18 protein-coding genes and 1 tRNA gene are annotated in these 15,121 nt (G+C 67.9%); 6 read left to right on the top strand and 13 right to left on the bottom strand.

The features are described 5' to 3' along the window. The first annotated feature begins 1 nt into the window (after position 1). Entirely contained in the window at positions 2–1,276 is a 1,275-nt protein-coding gene (locus F6W70_RS03955; protein WP_151485971.1) for a sensor histidine kinase, read from the top strand. Continuing rightward, positions 1,273–1,959, top strand: a complete 687-nt coding sequence (locus tag F6W70_RS03950; protein ID WP_055865196.1) for a response regulator transcription factor — start codon at positions 1,273–1,275, stop codon at positions 1,957–1,959. The genes F6W70_RS03955 and F6W70_RS03950 overlap by 4 nt, the downstream gene beginning before the upstream one ends. Before the next feature lies 1 nt (position 1,960). Here F6W70_RS03950 and F6W70_RS03945 read toward each other — a convergent pair whose 3' ends face one another. Both F6W70_RS03945 and ppk2 read right to left on the bottom strand, forming a co-directional pair. Then, on the bottom strand, positions 1,961–2,914 hold the full coding sequence (locus F6W70_RS03945) for an aldo/keto reductase (RefSeq protein ID WP_055865199.1): 954 nt from the start codon (positions 2,912–2,914) through the stop codon (positions 1,961–1,963). Between the two features lie 66 nt (positions 2,915–2,980). Next, a complete protein-coding gene (gene ppk2, locus F6W70_RS03940) occupies positions 2,981–3,811 on the bottom strand; it encodes a polyphosphate kinase 2 (protein ID WP_151485970.1) in 831 nt (276 codons plus the stop codon). A 232-nt stretch (positions 3,812–4,043) separates the two neighbouring features. On the opposite strand from ppk2, the gene F6W70_RS03935 reads away from it, so the two are divergent. Next, positions 4,044–4,367, top strand: coding sequence for a DUF7882 family protein (locus tag F6W70_RS03935; protein ID WP_055865203.1), 324 nt, complete (start codon positions 4,044–4,046; stop codon positions 4,365–4,367). Between the two features lie 34 nt (positions 4,368–4,401). Here F6W70_RS03935 and F6W70_RS03930 read toward each other — a convergent pair whose 3' ends face one another. The 6 genes from F6W70_RS03930 to F6W70_RS03905 form a co-directional block, all read right to left on the bottom strand. Next, positions 4,402–4,680 carry a hypothetical protein gene (locus F6W70_RS03930; RefSeq protein WP_017828944.1) on the bottom strand — a complete coding sequence of 93 codons (279 nt, stop codon included), beginning with the start codon at positions 4,678–4,680 and terminating at the stop codon, positions 4,402–4,404. Between the two features lie 82 nt (positions 4,681–4,762). Beyond that, positions 4,763–4,981 (bottom strand): glycine zipper domain-containing protein, encoded by a 219-nt coding sequence (locus F6W70_RS03925; RefSeq protein ID WP_151485969.1) that lies wholly within the window; start codon positions 4,979–4,981, stop codon positions 4,763–4,765. Positions 4,982–5,078: 97 nt separating this feature from the next. Further along, a complete protein-coding gene (locus tag F6W70_RS03920) occupies positions 5,079–5,369 on the bottom strand; it encodes a hypothetical protein (RefSeq protein ID WP_151485968.1) in 291 nt (96 codons plus the stop codon). A gap of 9 nt (positions 5,370–5,378) precedes the next feature. Further along, the gene (locus F6W70_RS03915; RefSeq protein ID WP_151485967.1) at positions 5,379–5,675 is read right to left on the bottom strand and encodes an immunity protein CdiI family protein; all 297 of its coding nucleotides are present in this window, start codon (positions 5,673–5,675) and stop codon (positions 5,379–5,381) included. 90 nt (positions 5,676–5,765) lie between these two features. Continuing rightward, positions 5,766–5,838: transfer RNA gene (locus tag F6W70_RS03910), tRNA-Thr, on the bottom strand. A 45-nt stretch (positions 5,839–5,883) separates the two neighbouring features. Then, a complete protein-coding gene (locus F6W70_RS03905) occupies positions 5,884–6,828 on the bottom strand; it encodes a DsbA family protein (protein WP_017828951.1) in 945 nt (314 codons plus the stop codon). 230 nt (positions 6,829–7,058) lie between these two features. Between F6W70_RS03905 and F6W70_RS03900 the strand changes: the two genes are divergently transcribed. Together F6W70_RS03900 and F6W70_RS03895 are read left to right on the top strand one after the other, a co-directional pair. Further along, the gene (locus F6W70_RS03900; protein ID WP_055865216.1) at positions 7,059–8,162 is read left to right on the top strand and encodes an ABC transporter ATP-binding protein; all 1,104 of its coding nucleotides are present in this window, start codon (positions 7,059–7,061) and stop codon (positions 8,160–8,162) included. 84 nt (positions 8,163–8,246) lie between these two features. After that, the gene (locus F6W70_RS03895) at positions 8,247–9,551 is read left to right on the top strand and encodes a DUF4032 domain-containing protein (protein WP_055865219.1); all 1,305 of its coding nucleotides are present in this window, start codon (positions 8,247–8,249) and stop codon (positions 9,549–9,551) included. A gap of 12 nt (positions 9,552–9,563) precedes the next feature. Here the strand turns inward: F6W70_RS03895 and F6W70_RS03890 are convergent, their stop codons facing one another. The 5 genes from F6W70_RS03890 to F6W70_RS03870 all read right to left on the bottom strand — a co-directional run bounded on the left by F6W70_RS03890 (position 9,564) and on the right by F6W70_RS03870 (position 14,419). Then, complete coding sequence (locus F6W70_RS03890) at positions 9,564–10,205, bottom strand: NAD(P)-dependent oxidoreductase (protein WP_055865223.1); 642 nt, start codon at positions 10,203–10,205, stop codon at positions 9,564–9,566. Positions 10,206–10,227: 22 nt separating this feature from the next. Then, complete coding sequence (gene rlmB / locus F6W70_RS03885) at positions 10,228–11,241, bottom strand: 23S rRNA (guanosine(2251)-2'-O)-methyltransferase RlmB (protein ID WP_017828955.1); 1,014 nt, start codon at positions 11,239–11,241, stop codon at positions 10,228–10,230. Then, a complete protein-coding gene (cysS, locus tag F6W70_RS03880) occupies positions 11,234–12,634 on the bottom strand; it encodes a cysteine--tRNA ligase (protein WP_151485966.1) in 1,401 nt (466 codons plus the stop codon). The genes rlmB and cysS overlap by 8 nt, the downstream gene beginning before the upstream one ends. After that, the gene (ispD, locus tag F6W70_RS03875) at positions 12,631–13,866 is read right to left on the bottom strand and encodes a 2-C-methyl-D-erythritol 4-phosphate cytidylyltransferase (RefSeq protein WP_151485965.1); all 1,236 of its coding nucleotides are present in this window, start codon (positions 13,864–13,866) and stop codon (positions 12,631–12,633) included. The genes cysS and ispD overlap by 4 nt, the downstream gene beginning before the upstream one ends. 70 nt (positions 13,867–13,936) lie before the next feature. After that, positions 13,937–14,419 carry a CarD family transcriptional regulator gene (locus F6W70_RS03870; RefSeq protein WP_017201416.1) on the bottom strand — a complete coding sequence of 161 codons (483 nt, stop codon included), beginning with the start codon at positions 14,417–14,419 and terminating at the stop codon, positions 13,937–13,939. A gap of 137 nt (positions 14,420–14,556) precedes the next feature. Here F6W70_RS03870 and F6W70_RS03865 point away from each other — a divergent pair, with 137 nt between their 5' ends. Continuing rightward, positions 14,557–15,090 (top strand): hypothetical protein, encoded by a 534-nt coding sequence (locus F6W70_RS03865; protein WP_055865231.1) that lies wholly within the window; start codon positions 14,557–14,559, stop codon positions 15,088–15,090. Positions 15,091–15,121: the final 31 nt, after the last annotated feature.

Raw genomic sequence — 15,121 nt, 5'->3', positions numbered from 1 at the left:
TGTGAGCAGAACGCGAAGCCGCAGCGACTCGATCCGTGAGGACGAGGAGCTGCGGCTTCCGCGTGCCCCTGGCCTGTTCCGACGCTTCTGGGCGCGCCACCCGCTGTTCGCCGACATCCTGCTCGCCCTGATCTGCCTGTTCCTGTCGCTCGCACCGGCCGCGCCCTACCCCGACCCCTCGCTCCCGGAGGGCACCTACATCGCCCTCAACATCGCGACGCTGGCGATGGTCGCGATCGGGTGCAGCACCCTTCTCTGGCGCCGTCGAGCACCGCTGGGCCCCTTCCTCGCTGCGGTGATCCTGGGTACCGTCGGTCTGTTCACGGGCATGTCCGGCGGCATCGTCCTCCTGCTCGTCGCCTGCTACGGCGTCGCGGTCTATCGCTCGGCCCGCCTGGCCTGGATCTGCTACGGGATCGGCGCGGCATGGTTCCTCGGCTTCACCACGGTGCTCATGCTGACCGGCGCGACCGTGCTCCAGGTCGGCCTCGACACCGCACTCAGCTACGTCGCGCTCGGTCTCATCGGCACACTCGTCGGAGTCAACGTCGGTGACCGCAAGCGCTACCTCCTCGCCATCATCGACCGCTCACGCCAGCTCCTGATCGAGCGCGACCAGCAGGCGCAGCTCGCAGCCGCGTCCGAACGCGCCCGCATCGCCCGAGAGATGCATGACATCGTCTCCCACTCGCTCACCGTCATCGTCGCCCTGTCCGAAGGTGCGGCCGCGACACCGGACCAGGAGCAGGCACGCAAGGCCGCGGCATCCGCCGCCGACACCGCCAGAGGTGCGCTCACCGAGATGCGCTCGATGCTCGGTGTGCTGCGCGACGACGAGTCCCCGTTGCCGCTGGCCCCGATGCAGCCCGTACCCGCGCGGGACACCGTGGAGACCGCGCAACGAGCCGGCTACCCGGCGACGCTCACCGTCGTCGGGCAGGCGGAGGTCTCCCCCGCCGTCGCGCATGCGATCGGAAGGATCGTCCAGGAGGGGGTGACCAACGCGATGCGTCATGCTCCCACCGCGAAGACCATCGCGGTGCGACTGGAGTACACGACCGAGACGGTCACGATCGAGATCGTGAACGACGGCGTCACAGGCGAGGTCGGGTCGGATGGATTCGGCGTACGCGGACTGTCCGAGCGCGCTGCGCACGTTCACGGAACGGTGCGGTCGGCATCTGCGGACGGGGGACGATGGGTTCTGCGCGCCGTGCTCCCCACCTCGGGAAGCACACCCGCCGCACGACGAGAGACGATGGAGGACGACGGATGACGGATGCGATCAGGGTGCTGCTGGTGGATGACCAGGAGCTTATCCGAGTCGGGTTCCGGATGGTGCTCGACGCCGAGGAAGACATCGTGGTGGTCGGTGAGGCCGGCGACGGCAAGGCGGCGATCACGCAGACCGCCCTGCTCGCCCCCGACCTGGTGCTCATGGACATCCGGATGCCGGAGCTGGACGGCATCGCCGCCACCGAGGCGATCGTCCGCGACCACCCGCAGACCAAGGTGCTCGTTCTCACCACGTTCGATCTCGACGAGTACGCGTTCGGAGCGATCCGCGCGGGCGCGAGTGGGTTCCTGTTGAAGGACGCGCAGCGCCACGAGATGATCTCTGCAGTGCGCGCCGTGTCCCGCGGAGATGCAGCGCTCTCCCCTCGGGTCACGAGAGCGCTTATGGAGCATGTGACACCCCGACTCGGAGCGACCTCTTCCGCCGCTCCGGCCGCCGAGGAGAGCGCCGCACTCGAATCGCTCACCGATCGCGAGCGCGACGTGTTCCTCGCGATCGGCCGCGGCCTCACCAACGCGGAGATCGCCCAGACTCTCTATGTCGGCGAGTCCACGGTGAAGACGCACGTCGGTCGCGTGCTCGCGAAACTCGGTGCCCGCGACAGGATCCACGCAGTCATCCTGGCGCACCGGCACGGACTCGTCGGCGACGAGCGAGGCTAGCTCAGGTCCGGGCCGGAGTCCACTCCGAGACCTGGTTGAGCCGCTGCACCTCGTCGTCCGAGAGCTCGAGGCGGGCACCGGCGAGGAGATCGGGAACCTGGTCCACGTTGCGCGCGCTCGCGATCGGTGCGACGACCGTCGGCTGCGCGCGGAGCCAGGCGAGTGAGGTCGCGGCGATCGAGGCGTCATGCACGTCGCCGATCTCCTGGAGCGCATCGATGACCCGCAGCCCCGCCGGCGTCGCGTACTTCGCCGCGCCGTGGGCCCGCGGCGAGCTCTGCCCTTCGGCATCCGTCGAGCGGTACTTGCCGGTGAGGAAGCCGCTCGCCAGCGAGTAGTACGGGACGAGACCGAGCCCGTACTCCTCGGCGACCGGGATGATCGTGTCCTCGACCTCGTTGCGGTGCACGAGGTTGTAATGCGGCTGCACAGCGACCGGCAGCGCGGCACCGGTGCGACGGGCGATCTCGATCCACTCGCGGATGCGATCGGCGGAGTAGTTCGACACGGCGATGTGCCGCACCAGACCGTCGTCGACGAGCTGACCGAACGCGGCGACAGTCTCCTCCAGCGGAACCGTCTCGTCATCGAAGTGCGCGTAGTAGAGGTCGATCTCATCGACGCCCAGGCGCGCCAGCGAGGCTTCGGCGGCCTTGCGGACGTTCGACGCGGCAAGACCGCGGAACTTCGGGTGCTGGCTCACCTTGGTCGCGACGACCACCCCTGCGGGCCTGCGAGAAGCCAGCCATTCACCGACGATCGTCTCACTCTCTCCGCCCTCGTTCCCCGGCACCCAGGAGCTGTACGAGTCAGCGGTGTCGATGAAGTCGCCACCGCCGTCCACGAACGCGTCGAGAACCGCGAAGGAGGTGTCACGGTCGGCCGTCCAGCCGAACACGTTGCCGCCGAGCGAGAGCGGGAGGACGTCGAGATCACTGGTGCCGATGCGAGTCATGAGGGGAAAAACCTCCGAGTCCACCCCTCGCATTCCCGGATGCCCTCCGGTGGCGACCCGCAGACATCACCGCGTCGGCCTCTCCCCCTCGTGGCGGATCTGAGAGGGGCGCCCCACGAGCCGCGGATCAGGGGCGTGAGCGATCAACGGATCCTTGCCCGGGTAGTCGAACCGCGAGAGGACGCACCTCATCGCCTCCAGCCGCGCGCGCCTCTTGTCGTTCGACGCGATGACGACCCAGGGGAGGGCAGGGGTGTCCGTGCGGAGGAACATCGCCTCCTCCGCTGCGATGTACTCGTCCCAGCGGTCGACGCTCGCGAGGTCAGTCGGGCTGAGCTTCCACTGCGCGACCGCGTCTTCGCCCCGGTACGCGAAGCGGCGCCGCTGCTCCGCCTCATCTATCGAGAACCACAGCTTCACGAGGCGGATGCCCGAGCCGACGAGCATGCGCTCGAACTCCGGCACGGTCTGGATGAACTCCTCGTACTCGGCCGACGAGCAGTAGCCCATGACCCGCTCGACACCGGCGCGGTTGTACCAGGAGCGATCCATCATCACGATCTCGCCGCCGGAGGGGAGATGCGCGACGTAGCGCTGGAAATACCACTGCGTCCGCTCCGCATCGGTGGGTTTGTCGAGTGCCACGACACGGGCACCCCGGGGGTTCAGGTGCTCCATGAAGCGCGTGATCGCGCCGCCTTTGCCCGCCGCGTCTCTTCCCTCGAACAGGATGAGCACGCGGTCGGACGAGCGCGTGATGTGCGCCTGGAGTCTGAGGAGTTCGATCTGCAGCAGGCGCTTCTCGCATGCGTACGCCTCCCGCGTGAGCGCGGTCTCATAGGGGTCGCCGCTCTGCCACTCCGGCATGGACCGCTGCGACTCCGGCGAGCTGCTCATGACATACCCCTCCCCCGGTGCTCCATGGATCACGCCCTTCAGGGGCAAGCGCAGGTGGCCGCGGCGGGGAGTCGGCCACCTGCGCAGTCATCCACCTGGTGTCACGACGTCGTACCCACCAGGAAACTCAACGTTCAGTAACATATCACCCTCTAATGCGATACTCCGATATGCTCTTTCACCATCACGATCTGGCGCGGAAAGTGCGCGCGGTGGCGGCTATGGTGCAGAGATGGGAACGATCCAGTACGGCAACGGCGAGGAGATCCATATCGAGGACCGCGCGCTCGCGCATCTGAAGGTGGTCATCGCCACCAAGTTGCGACGCAACGAGAGCTTCACCCTGTCGTGGCGTCATCCCGACGGAGATCCCGCAGGACGCTCGACGATCTGGCTGCACCCCTCGATTCCGCTCCGCTTCACCTTCGACGAGCCGGAGGCGCCCCCGCTGAACCCCTCGTGGATTCAGGACCTCATGCAGTCCGCGAGCTCGACAGGCGGGATCGGCCTCATCGACGAGGTCGTCGACACACCAGAACCCGTCTCAGTGGACTGAGTACGCCGAGACCACGATCAGAGACGCGTGAGCCTCAGCTCGTCCGCCATACGGAGAGCAGCTGCCATCCCTCGGGCACCTGCGACTCGAGGGCAGCCATGTCGTCGCCTTCGATCTCACGGATACCGTCACGACGCAGGAACTTGCCTTCGACCGAGCGCATCGATCCTGCTTTCTCCATCGTCGCCATCGCCGAGACGAGGTCCCATCCGGCGGGAGCCTGAGCGGTGAGCTGCGCGCGAACCTCGGCGAGGTCTTCGCCCTTCAGCGTCACGCTGTGGGCTTCGACAGGGCGAATCAGTCCGTGGAGCATCACACCAGCCTAGGACGAGGGAGGGGCGGATGTTCCGCTCACTCCCCTGCACCCCTGCTCTGCGAAGGGCCGGAAGAGTGACCTACTCGTCCTCGGCCTCGGCCTTGGGCTCGCCGTTCTTCCACGAATACTCGAGTCCTGCACCGATCGCGAGACCCACAGAGATACCCACACCTGCGCCGATCGCAACGCTGTCGAAGAAGATCAGCCCGGCCGCAACGCCCAGCGGCAGCCCGAGCGCCATCCCTGTGGCGATGCCATACCCCGGCTTCTTCTTCGAACTCTCCTCTGATGCGGTCATGGGTGCAACGGTACGCAGGCACGTGAGCAGGCGCATCCCCCGTGAGACGGACATCAGCCGACCCGCCGGAGCCGGAGGTAGCGAAGCGAAGAACCGCTCACTCCGTTCGCTTCTGGACGCCAGCTCCCGGGCCGTGTCGAGTCTCGAAAGCCCGGGTCTCCCGCAGCGCCGTGCGGAGCTGGACAGCCCCGATCGCGGCACCGAGCGCGAACACGACGATGCCGATCCAGCGCCACACGTTGGGGCCGTCGAGGACGAGAACGAAGATCCAGCCGGCCAAGACGACGGCTGAGAACCCCAGTTGAGATACCGCCCCCACCCGCCTGCGCTGTAGGGCGAGTCGCTGCTGGATCAGCGACGGGGTCGGCTCCGCATCGGGCTCGCTCATGCGCAGAGCCTACGACCTACGCGGCGGGGCATACCGGGCAAAATCGCCGACGACGGACAAGCCCGGCCCGAGCTCTGCCTGCAGATCTGCCACGAGCTGCTCGCCCTCAGCGATCCATGTGCGTCTGATCTGTGGATCTGGCCATCGCATTTCAGTGACCGGATCCAGCACGGTCTCCCAGACCTGATTCCACTCCCGGAGCCGCTTTCGCAGCTCAGCTGAGACCACAAACCTCTCCGGTATCCGGTCGCCTCCGAACCACTCCGGGTGCAGCAGAAACGTGTTCATACGCTCTTCAGGAGTCATCCCCCGACTATCTAGGTTCGCCATCAGGGCGACGATAGCAATGCGGGAGCGTGCAATACGCATCTCGGCTGATGCCGTCGGTGTTTGTTGAGCCGACTACGGGACTCGAACCCGTAACCCCCGTATTACAAGTACGGTGCGCTACCAATTGCGCCAAGTCGGCGGATGCCACCCACAAGCTTAGCGATGGCATCGACCCCGCTTCGACCTAGGGGGCAGGCGTGGTGGTCGGTGTGGGAGTCGGCGTCGGCGTGGCACGCGAGGCATCGCTCGCGACGCTGAGCACGAACTGCGAGAACTCGGCCGGGTCGTCGAGCGCTCCGACGTACGCTTCGCCGTTCGCGACGACCATCGGAGCCGACTGCAGGACCAGGTCCTTGGAGCCCGCGAGCGGTCCGTCCAGCGCGCGCGTGGTCGCATCCTTCGCCCAGCTGACGAAGTCGCCGTTCTCGATGCACGACCGCACGGCCTTGGTGTTGTCGGTGCCGACCGCCGCGGCGAGGTTCGCGAGCTCTTCATCGGACATGCCGTCGCTGCCGACCTCGGGCTGGTTGTCCAGCAGGTCGTGGTTGAACGCGTAGAACTGCGCGGGCGAGTGCGTGGCGACGCAGGCGGCTGCGGCCGCCGAGCGCAGCGAGTACTTGGTGCCGTTCGAGCTCGCGGTGAGGAGAGCGACCGGGTGGTAGCTGACGGTCACGGCGCCCTCGCTGATCCAGCCGGCGAACTGACGCGCGTTCGCCCGCTCGAACTTCCCCGCGTCCGGCGAGAGGTAGTCGACGTAGACGTGGATGTCGACCTTCTCAGACGTGGTCGCCTTGGGCGTCGGCTCGGTCGACGCACCCGCATCGGTCGGCTCTGCGGACGGTGTCGCGGGGACCTCGTCGGATCCTGCGACCGCGGTGATGTCTGTGACGACCACGCCGTCCGACTCCATCCCCGTCGGGGTGAGCTTGGGCTTGGACACCTGGGCGGACACCGCAAGGGTCACCGCAGTGCCGATCGCCCCCACCGCGACGACCGCGACGGCGCCGATGATGATACGTCGCATGAGGCGCGCCCTCGACTGCTGGGCGTGCACTTGCTGAGCCTTCTCCCGCACGGCCTCGCGAGAATTGCGAGGTGTGGGGACGTTCGGCGTTTCGTCGCTCGACATCGTTCCTCTTGTGAGTCTGCGGGGGTCCGGGTTGGCCCCGACCGCCGCTCAGCGACGATCGCCGCTGCGCGCGGCCGAGTTCGATGCTAACCAGTGAGGCTGAGAAATACCCAGGTACAGCCGTTCATGTCATACTGAATTCGACCCAAAGACGGGTCACGGTGACTCATCTCACCGCTTCATCACTACGGATCGTCCGGCACGTACCTGCCGGTGAAGGAGAAACGACAATGGCATCTGTGACTTTCGACGAAGCCACCCGCCTGTACCCCGGTGGAACCCGTCCGGCCGTCGACAAGCTGAACCTCGAGGTCGGTGACGGCGAGTTCCTCGTCCTCGTCGGTCCTTCCGGTTGCGGTAAGTCCACGTCCCTGCGCATGCTCGCCGGCCTCGAAGAGGTCAACGCCGGCCGCATCCTCATCGGCGACCGCGACGTGACCGACGTCCCGCCGAAGGACCGCGACATCGCGATGGTCTTCCAGAACTACGCGCTGTACCCGCACATGACCGTCGCCGAGAACATGGGCTTCGCTCTCAAGATCGCCGGCGTCGGCAAGGAAGAGCGCGCCACTCGCGTGCTCGAGGCTGCGAAGCTCCTCGACCTCGAGCCCTACCTGACCCGCAAGCCGAAGGCCCTCTCGGGTGGTCAGCGTCAGCGTGTCGCCATGGGCCGTGCGATCGTGCGCCAGCCGCAGGTGTTCCTCATGGACGAGCCGCTGTCGAACCTCGACGCCAAGCTCCGCGTCCAGACCCGTACGCAGATCGCGTCGCTGCAGCGTCGTCTCGGCGTCACCACGGTCTACGTCACCCACGACCAGACCGAGGCGCTGACCATGGGTGACCGCATCGCGGTCCTCAAGGACGGCCTGCTCCAGCAGGTCGGCTCCCCGCGCGACCTCTACGAGAAGCCGAACAACGTCTTCGTGGCCGGCTTCATCGGCTCGCCCGCGATGAACCTGTTCTCGGCGGACCTCGCCGAGGGCGGCATCCGCTTCGGCACCGAGGTGGTCCCGCTCGACCGCGACACCGTCGGCCGCGCGAACGGTTCGCAGGTCACGGTCGGCGTGCGCCCGGAGGACATCGTCGTCGGCCCCGCCGATGGCAAGGGCCTCTCGGTCACGGTCGACCTCGTCGAGGAGCTCGGCGCTGACGGCTACCTCTACGGGCACACCGAGATCAACGGCAAGCGCGCCGACCTCGTCGCTCGCGTCGATGGCCGCAACCACCCGAACGCGGGTGAGACGGTCACGCTCGCAGCTTCGGCCGGCCACGTGCACGCGTTCGACATCGAGTCGGGCGAGCGCCTGAACGACAAGCCGGTCGTCTCCGCCTGATCGGATCCACAGACGCGGCGCAGGCTGACTTCGGTCGCCTGCGCCGCGTCTCTTTTTCCTCTTCGCACGCAACCAGGGAGCACCATGCAGGATTCGCTGCGGATCACCGCCAGCAAGATCGACCCGGGGTTGCTCTCCCTCCCCTGGTCCACCACGTTGGCGAAGTGGCCGTCCGAGCACATCGTCTCGCTCCCGAAGGGGCTCTCCCGCCACCTCGTGCGCTTCGCCGACCTCTCCGGTCGCGTCGTCGCCGTCAAGGAGACCACCGCGGAGATGGCGCAGCGCGAGTACGACATGCTCGGCAACCTCGCCCGACTCGATGTACCCTGCGTCGACCGGGTGGCCGTGATCGCCGGGCGCACCGACGCGCATGGTGACCCACTCCCCGCCGCGCTGGTCACCTCGCACCTGCGCTTCTCGATGCCGTACCGCGCTCTGTTCACACGCGTTCTGCGCCCGGACACCGCCAACCGTCTGGTGGACGCACTCGCGCTGCTGCTCGTCCGCCTGCACAACGTGGGCTTCTACTGGGGCGACGTCTCACTGTCGAACACCCTGTTCCGTCGGGACGCCGGCGCATTCGCCGCCTACCTCGTCGACGCGGAGACGGGAGAGCTGCATGAGGAGGGGCTCACCGACGGCCAGCGCGCCTACGACCTCGACCTCGCCCGCACCAACATCGCCGGCGAGATCATGGACCTCGCTGCCGGCGGACGGCTCGAGCACGGCGTGGACGCGGTCGCGATCGCCGACGGCATCGTGTCGTCGTATCGGTCGCTGTGGGCAGAGCTGACTGCACAGGAGTCGTTCTCCGCCGCGGAGACATGGCGCATCACCGAACGTGTCGAGCGGCTCAACGCCCTCGGCTTCGACATCGACGAGATGTCGATGTCGACGACCGCAGACGGCACCGTGGTGGAGATCCAGCCGAAGGTCGTGGATGCCGGACATCATCAGCGCCGTCTCATCCGCCTGACCGGCCTCGACGTCGAGGAGAACCAGGCACGACGTCTGCTCAACGACCTCGACGAGTTCCGGGCCCGCTCGACGAAGCAGTGGGCGGACGAGGAGATGTACGCGCACGAGTGGCTGACCCGAGTGTTCGAGCCGGTCGTGCGTGCGATCCCCTACGAGCTGCGCGCCAAACTCGAGCCGGCCGAGGTGTTCCACCAGGTGCTGGAGCACCGCTGGTACCTGTCTCAGGCGGAAGGACGCTCCATCCCGCTCGCCGAGGTGCTCACCAGCTACATCAACGAGGTGCTGCGGCATCGGCGCGACGAAGCCACCATCATGGGTCCGCCCACCGAGACGATGAGTCTTCCCGTCATCACCGGCATGACGCCGGTCGCCGATGAGGACGAGGACGTCGACTGGCGGGATCTGGTCTGATCGACCGGCGGCTCAGTAGCCGACGGTGAACCGCTCCCTGTGGTGGTTGCCCTGCTCGATCTCGTCGACCACCGCGACGGCGAAGTCGGCACCCGAGATGTACGACTTGCCTTCGGCGTCGCGGACGATCACGTCGCCGCCGTCCCGGTAGTGACCGGTGCGCTCGCCCTCCGCCCACGGTCCGAAGACCTCGGCGGGGTGGATGAAGAACCAGTCCAGGCCCGCATCGGTCGCCTCGAGGAGGGCCAGCGAGTCGATGCCGACCTGCGCCTCGTGCTTGTACTCCTCCGGGAAGCCCTGATCGAACAGGCGCGGCCCGCCGGGGGCCACGAGGCTCCCGCCGGCGCCGCCGACGACGCCGAGACGCGTGTCCGTACCCGCGAGCTGCTCGACGACATTCGACAGCGCCTCGAGCGCACGGTCGGCCATGTCACCGCGCGGCGAGAGAGCCGAGACCACGGCGTCCGTGCCGACGAACGCTTCCGCGAGCGGCGCCAGGTCGAGAGCGGAGCCCTGCAGATATGCGGCCCCCGCCACCGGATCGGCCGGCGCGGAACGCGAGATCGCGATCACGGCATGGCCACGGCTCACCGCCTCCGTGACGATGTGACGACCGGCGTAACCGGTCCCTCCGAGCACGATGATGCGAGCCATGGTCTGCCTTCCCTCGAACGGTCTAGTTCTTCTTCGCGGCGCGGAGCGACGCGACCTGGTAGAGCGCGACGGAGGTCGCGATGCCGGCGTTCAGCGACTCGGTGGCCGCAGAGATCGGGATCGAGACGATCTGATCGCAGGTCTCGGAGACCAGGCGGGACAGCCCCTTGCCCTCCGAGCCGACGACGATCACCACGGGACGATCGGCGAGCTGGAGCTCCGGGAGCGACACATCGCCGTCGCCGTCGAGGCCGAGCACGAACACGCCCTGCTTCTTGAACTCCTTGAGCTGCGTGGTGAGGTTGGTCGCCAGCGCTACCGGGGTGCGAGCGACGGCTCCGGCACTGGTCTTCCAGGCGGCGGAGTTGACGCCGGCCGAGCGACGCTGGGGAAGGATGATCCCCTGACCGCCGAACGCCGCGGTGGAACGGATGATGGCGCCGAGGTTGCGGGGGTCGGTGATGCCGTCGAGCGCCACGAACAGCGGCACCTCGCCGCGGTCGATGACCTGCTCGAGCAGATCCTGCGGGTGCGCGTACTCGTACGGCGGCACCTTGATCGCGACGCCCTGGTGCACACCGTCGAACCCGGCCATGCGGTCGAGCTCCGGACGTGTGACCTCCATCACGGGGATGCCCCGATGCGTGGCGATCGAGAGCATCTCCTTCACGCGGTCGTCCATCTCGACGCGCTGCGCGATGTAGAACGCCGTCGCCGGGATCTTCGCCCGCAGTGCCTCGAGGACCGAGTTGCGACCCGTCACGTTCTCGGTGTCGTCTCCCGCCTTGGCCTTCGGCGCACGGTTGCCCCCGCCACCGGAGCCCGGCCGGCTGCCACCGGGGCGGCCCTTGCCGCCCGTCGCGGCGGCGTAGCGCTCGGCCGCGGCCTTGCGCTTGCCGGCGGGGTGCCACGCGCGGTCCTCCGCCTTCGGCGTCGGTCCCCGACCCTCGAGCGCCTTGCGCCCGAGTCCGCCGGTGCCCTTGGTCGGGCCCTTCTTGTTTCCCTTGCTCGCGCCGGGGCGCCCTGGCTTAGCCATCGATACTCCAATGAGTTCCGGCCGGAGTGTCCTCCAGCGTGATTCCTGCGGCGGCGATCGCATCTCGGATGCGATCCGCCGCCGCCCAGTCCTTGTCAGCGCGTGCCTGAGCGCGCTGGGTGATCATCGTCTGGACGAGGGCGTCCAGAGCGGATTGCGAGGCGTCGGCCTTCGCCCCGGATGTGTGTGTGAGGCCCAGGACCGACGTCATCGCCAGCACGGCGCGCAGCGCGTCGAGCGCGGCGTCGTCCTCCCCCGCGTCCAGCGCCGCATTTCCCGCACGCACCGTCTCGTGCAGCACGGCGAGCGCCTGGGGCACGCCGAGATCATCGTCCATCGCCGCCGCGAACGCCGCGGGGAGGCTCTGCGACAGGAAGAACCCGATGCCGCCTCCGGCAACACGTGCGGCGCGCTGCTGGAACGTGCTGATCCGGCTCAGAGCCGCTTCGGCCTCGGCCCACGATGAGTCGCCGAGATCGAGGCTCGACCGGTAGTGAGCGGCGGCGAGCGCGTAGCGCACCACCAGCGGATGGTGCGCGGCCAGCACGTCTGCTGCCAACGTGAAGTTCCCAAGCGACTTCGACATCTTCTGGCCGTCGACGGTGACGAGACCGTTGTGCATCCAGTAGCGCGCGAAGCCGTCACCTGCCGCCGTCGACTGGGCGAGCTCGTTCTCGTGATGCGGGAATCGCAGGTCGAGCCCACCGCCGTGGATGTCGAACTCGGGCCCGAGATAGCGCTTCGACATCGCGGAGCACTCGATGTGCCATCCCGGACGCCCGGCGCCCCACGGCGACGCCCAGGTGGCGTCTGCCGGCTCTTCGGGCTTGCTGCCCTTCCACAGGGCGAAGTCCTGCGGATTGCGCTTGCCCCGAGGGTCGGCGTCCTCCGCGGCTTCCATGGCATCGAGGGATTGATGGGTGAGCGATCCGTAGTCCGGCCAGGAGCGCACGTCGAAGTACACGTCTCCCGAACCATCAGGGGCCGGATATGCGTGACCGCGCTCGATCAGCAGCGCGATGAGCTCCTGCATCTGCGGCACCGATGCCGTGGCTCGCGGCTCGTACGTCGGGGGCAGGATGCCGACCCCCGCATACGCCGCGCTGAACTCCTGCTCCATGCGATACGCGAGCGCCCACCACGGCTCGGAGTCGGTGGCGTTCGCGAGCACCTTGTCGTCGATGTCGGTGACGTTGCGCACGAAGGTGACCCGACCGTGGCGGTACTGCAGCCAGCGGCGCAGCAGATCGAAGCTCAAGGCCGCCCTGACGTGCCCGATGTGGGGGCCTGATTGCACCGTGGGTCCGCACACGTACATCGTGATGTTCTCGGGATCGAGAGGCACGAAGTCGCGCAGCTGCTGCGCGCGGGTGTCGTAGAGGCGGACTGTCACCGCTCAAGCCTACTCGGGGACGGCTGAGCGCCCGCCTTCAGATGACGATGAACGCCGGGAACCACCGACGCGATGGCCGTCACCGCGATGCCCTCTCCCCTGCCGGGGAACCCGAGCCCGTCCGTGGTCGTCGCCGTCACGGACACCGGAGCGCCCAGGACGGCGGACAGAACCCCTTCGGCCTCGGCCCGCCGCGGGCTGAAGCGCGGTCGATTGCCCTGGAACTGCACCGAGACATTGCCGATCTCGAACCCGGCTTCGGCCAGCAGCTCCCGGGTGCGAGCGAGGAAGACGTCCGCATGCGCGCCGGCGTACTCGGGGTGGGAGGTGCCGAAGTGCTCTCCGATGTCACCGAGCCCCGCGGCACCCAGCAGCGCGTCGACGATCGCATGGGCGACGGCGTCTCCGTCCGAATGACCGGAGAGGGGCCGCTCCCCCGGCCACTCGAGGCCGGCGAGCCACAGGTTCCCCTCGCCCCCGAAGGCGTGGACGTCCGTGCCGATGCCCACCCGGGGGGTGCCGGTCGCCGCGACGCTCGCACCCAGCAGGTGGCGGGCGCGCTGGAGGTCAGCGGGCGTGGTGATCTTGAAGGCGCGTTCCGAACCGGCGATGTACCGCACGGGGTGGCCGGCCGCCGAGAACAGGGCCGCATCATCGGTGTACTCGATCCCGCTGTCGCCGGCGGCAGCGTACGCCGCCTCGAGCGGGCCCCTCGGAAACCCCTGCGGCGTCTGCGCCGCAGCGAGCTCAGAGCGGTCGACGGCCCCGACGACGGCCCCGTCCACGACCTTCTTGAGCGTGTCGACGACGGGCAGGGCCGGGATGATGCCGTGCTCTGCTGTCACTGCAGCGGTGACGGCGTCGATCTGCGACGGAGGGGTGAGCGCGCGCGCCGCATCGTGCACCAGCACGATCTCGACGTCTCCCCAGAGCGCGGCGAGACCTGCCGCCACCGACTGCTGCCTGGTCGCACCACCGGTGACCACACGACCGAGATCAGCCCGGTCGCCGGCCGCGGCGCGCAGTTCCGTCTCGGCGTCGCCCTCCCATCCATCGGGGGCGACGACGACGACCTGCGCAGGCGATGCGGCGAAGACGCCGTCGAGCGCGTGGCGGAGGACGGAACGGGCGTCGATGCCGACGAAGGCCTTCGGAGCTTCGGCACCCAGACGCGTGCCGGAGCCTGCAGCCACGACGATGATCGCTGAACGCGGGACAGGGAGGATGGTCACAGCATCACGTTACCGGCGAAGACGACGAAAGGCGGATGCCGAAGCACCCGCCTTTCGTCGTGAAAAGAGCTCAGGAAGCGAGGACCTCGTCGAGCAGTGCGCCCGCCTTGTCCTCGTCGGTCTTCTCGGCGAGCGCGAGCTCGGAGATGAGGATCTGACGAGCCTTCGCCAGCATGCGCTTCTCGCCCGCGGAGAGGCCGCGGTCCTGATCGCGACGCCACAGATCGCGTACGACCTCGCTCACCTTGATCACATCGCCGGAGGCGAGCTTCTCGAGGTTCGCCTTGTACCGGCGCGACCAGTTCGTGGGTTCTTCCGTGAAGGGTGCTCGCAGCACCTCGAAAACATGATCGAGGCCTTCCTTGCCGATGACGTCACGCACGCCGACCAGGTCGACATTCTCCGCGGGGACCTCAATGATGAGATCACCCTGGGTGACGTTGAGCTTCAGGTATTTCTTCGCCTCACCCTTGATGATGCGCTCCTTGACCTCGATGATGGTCGCAGCGCCATGGTGGGGATAGACGACGGTCTCGCCAACCTCAAAAAGCATAAAAACGTGTCCTTTCGGCAACCTCAAGGATACCACAGGGGACATGCGCTAAGGTTCGCGCCCCCGGTGCCGCAGGAGGCCTCACGACTTACGCATAGAATGGATGCGGATATCCCCGCCGGACCTCAGGAGGACCCATGAAATCGCGCCTTGTTGCGTCTGCAGCCCTCAGCGCCCTCGTTCTGCTCGGCGCGACCGGGTGCACGTTCATCACCCCACAGTCCACCAAGACCGAGTACGCCGCATCCGACGGCGTGAACGTCTCCGACGCCGACGGCCCGATCGACGTGCGCAACGCCCTCGTGGTGGCCACCGAAGACGGCTCTGTGGGCAATCTCATCGCGGCGTTCGTCAACCCCACCGATGAGAAGGCGACTCTCACGATCACGGTCGCGGGCGTCGACCCGCTCGTCGTCACCGTCCCCGCCGGCGACACGGTGAGCCTGGGCGCCGGTGCCGAACCGCTGCGCATCGTCGGCCTCGACACCAAGCCGGGCGCGACGGTGGAGATGCACTTCCAGTCCGGCGACTCCACCGGGGTCAAGACGGAGGTTCCCGTGCTCGACGGAACGCTCCCCTACTACTCGGACCTCGCCCCCTCGGAGAAGACGGCCCCTTCGACGCCGACGCCGAAGCCCACCGACACGGCGGCTCCGGCCCCCAGCAACTGACACCTCAGAGCACGAAGACGAAGAGGCCGGC

This window comes from Microbacterium maritypicum (assembly GCF_008868125.1).
GTDB classification, from domain to species: Bacteria; Actinomycetota; Actinomycetes; order Actinomycetales; family Microbacteriaceae; genus Microbacterium; species Microbacterium maritypicum.
The sequence above is the reverse complement of the archived record's forward strand: the minus strand, read 5'-3'. Positions and strand labels throughout refer to the sequence as shown.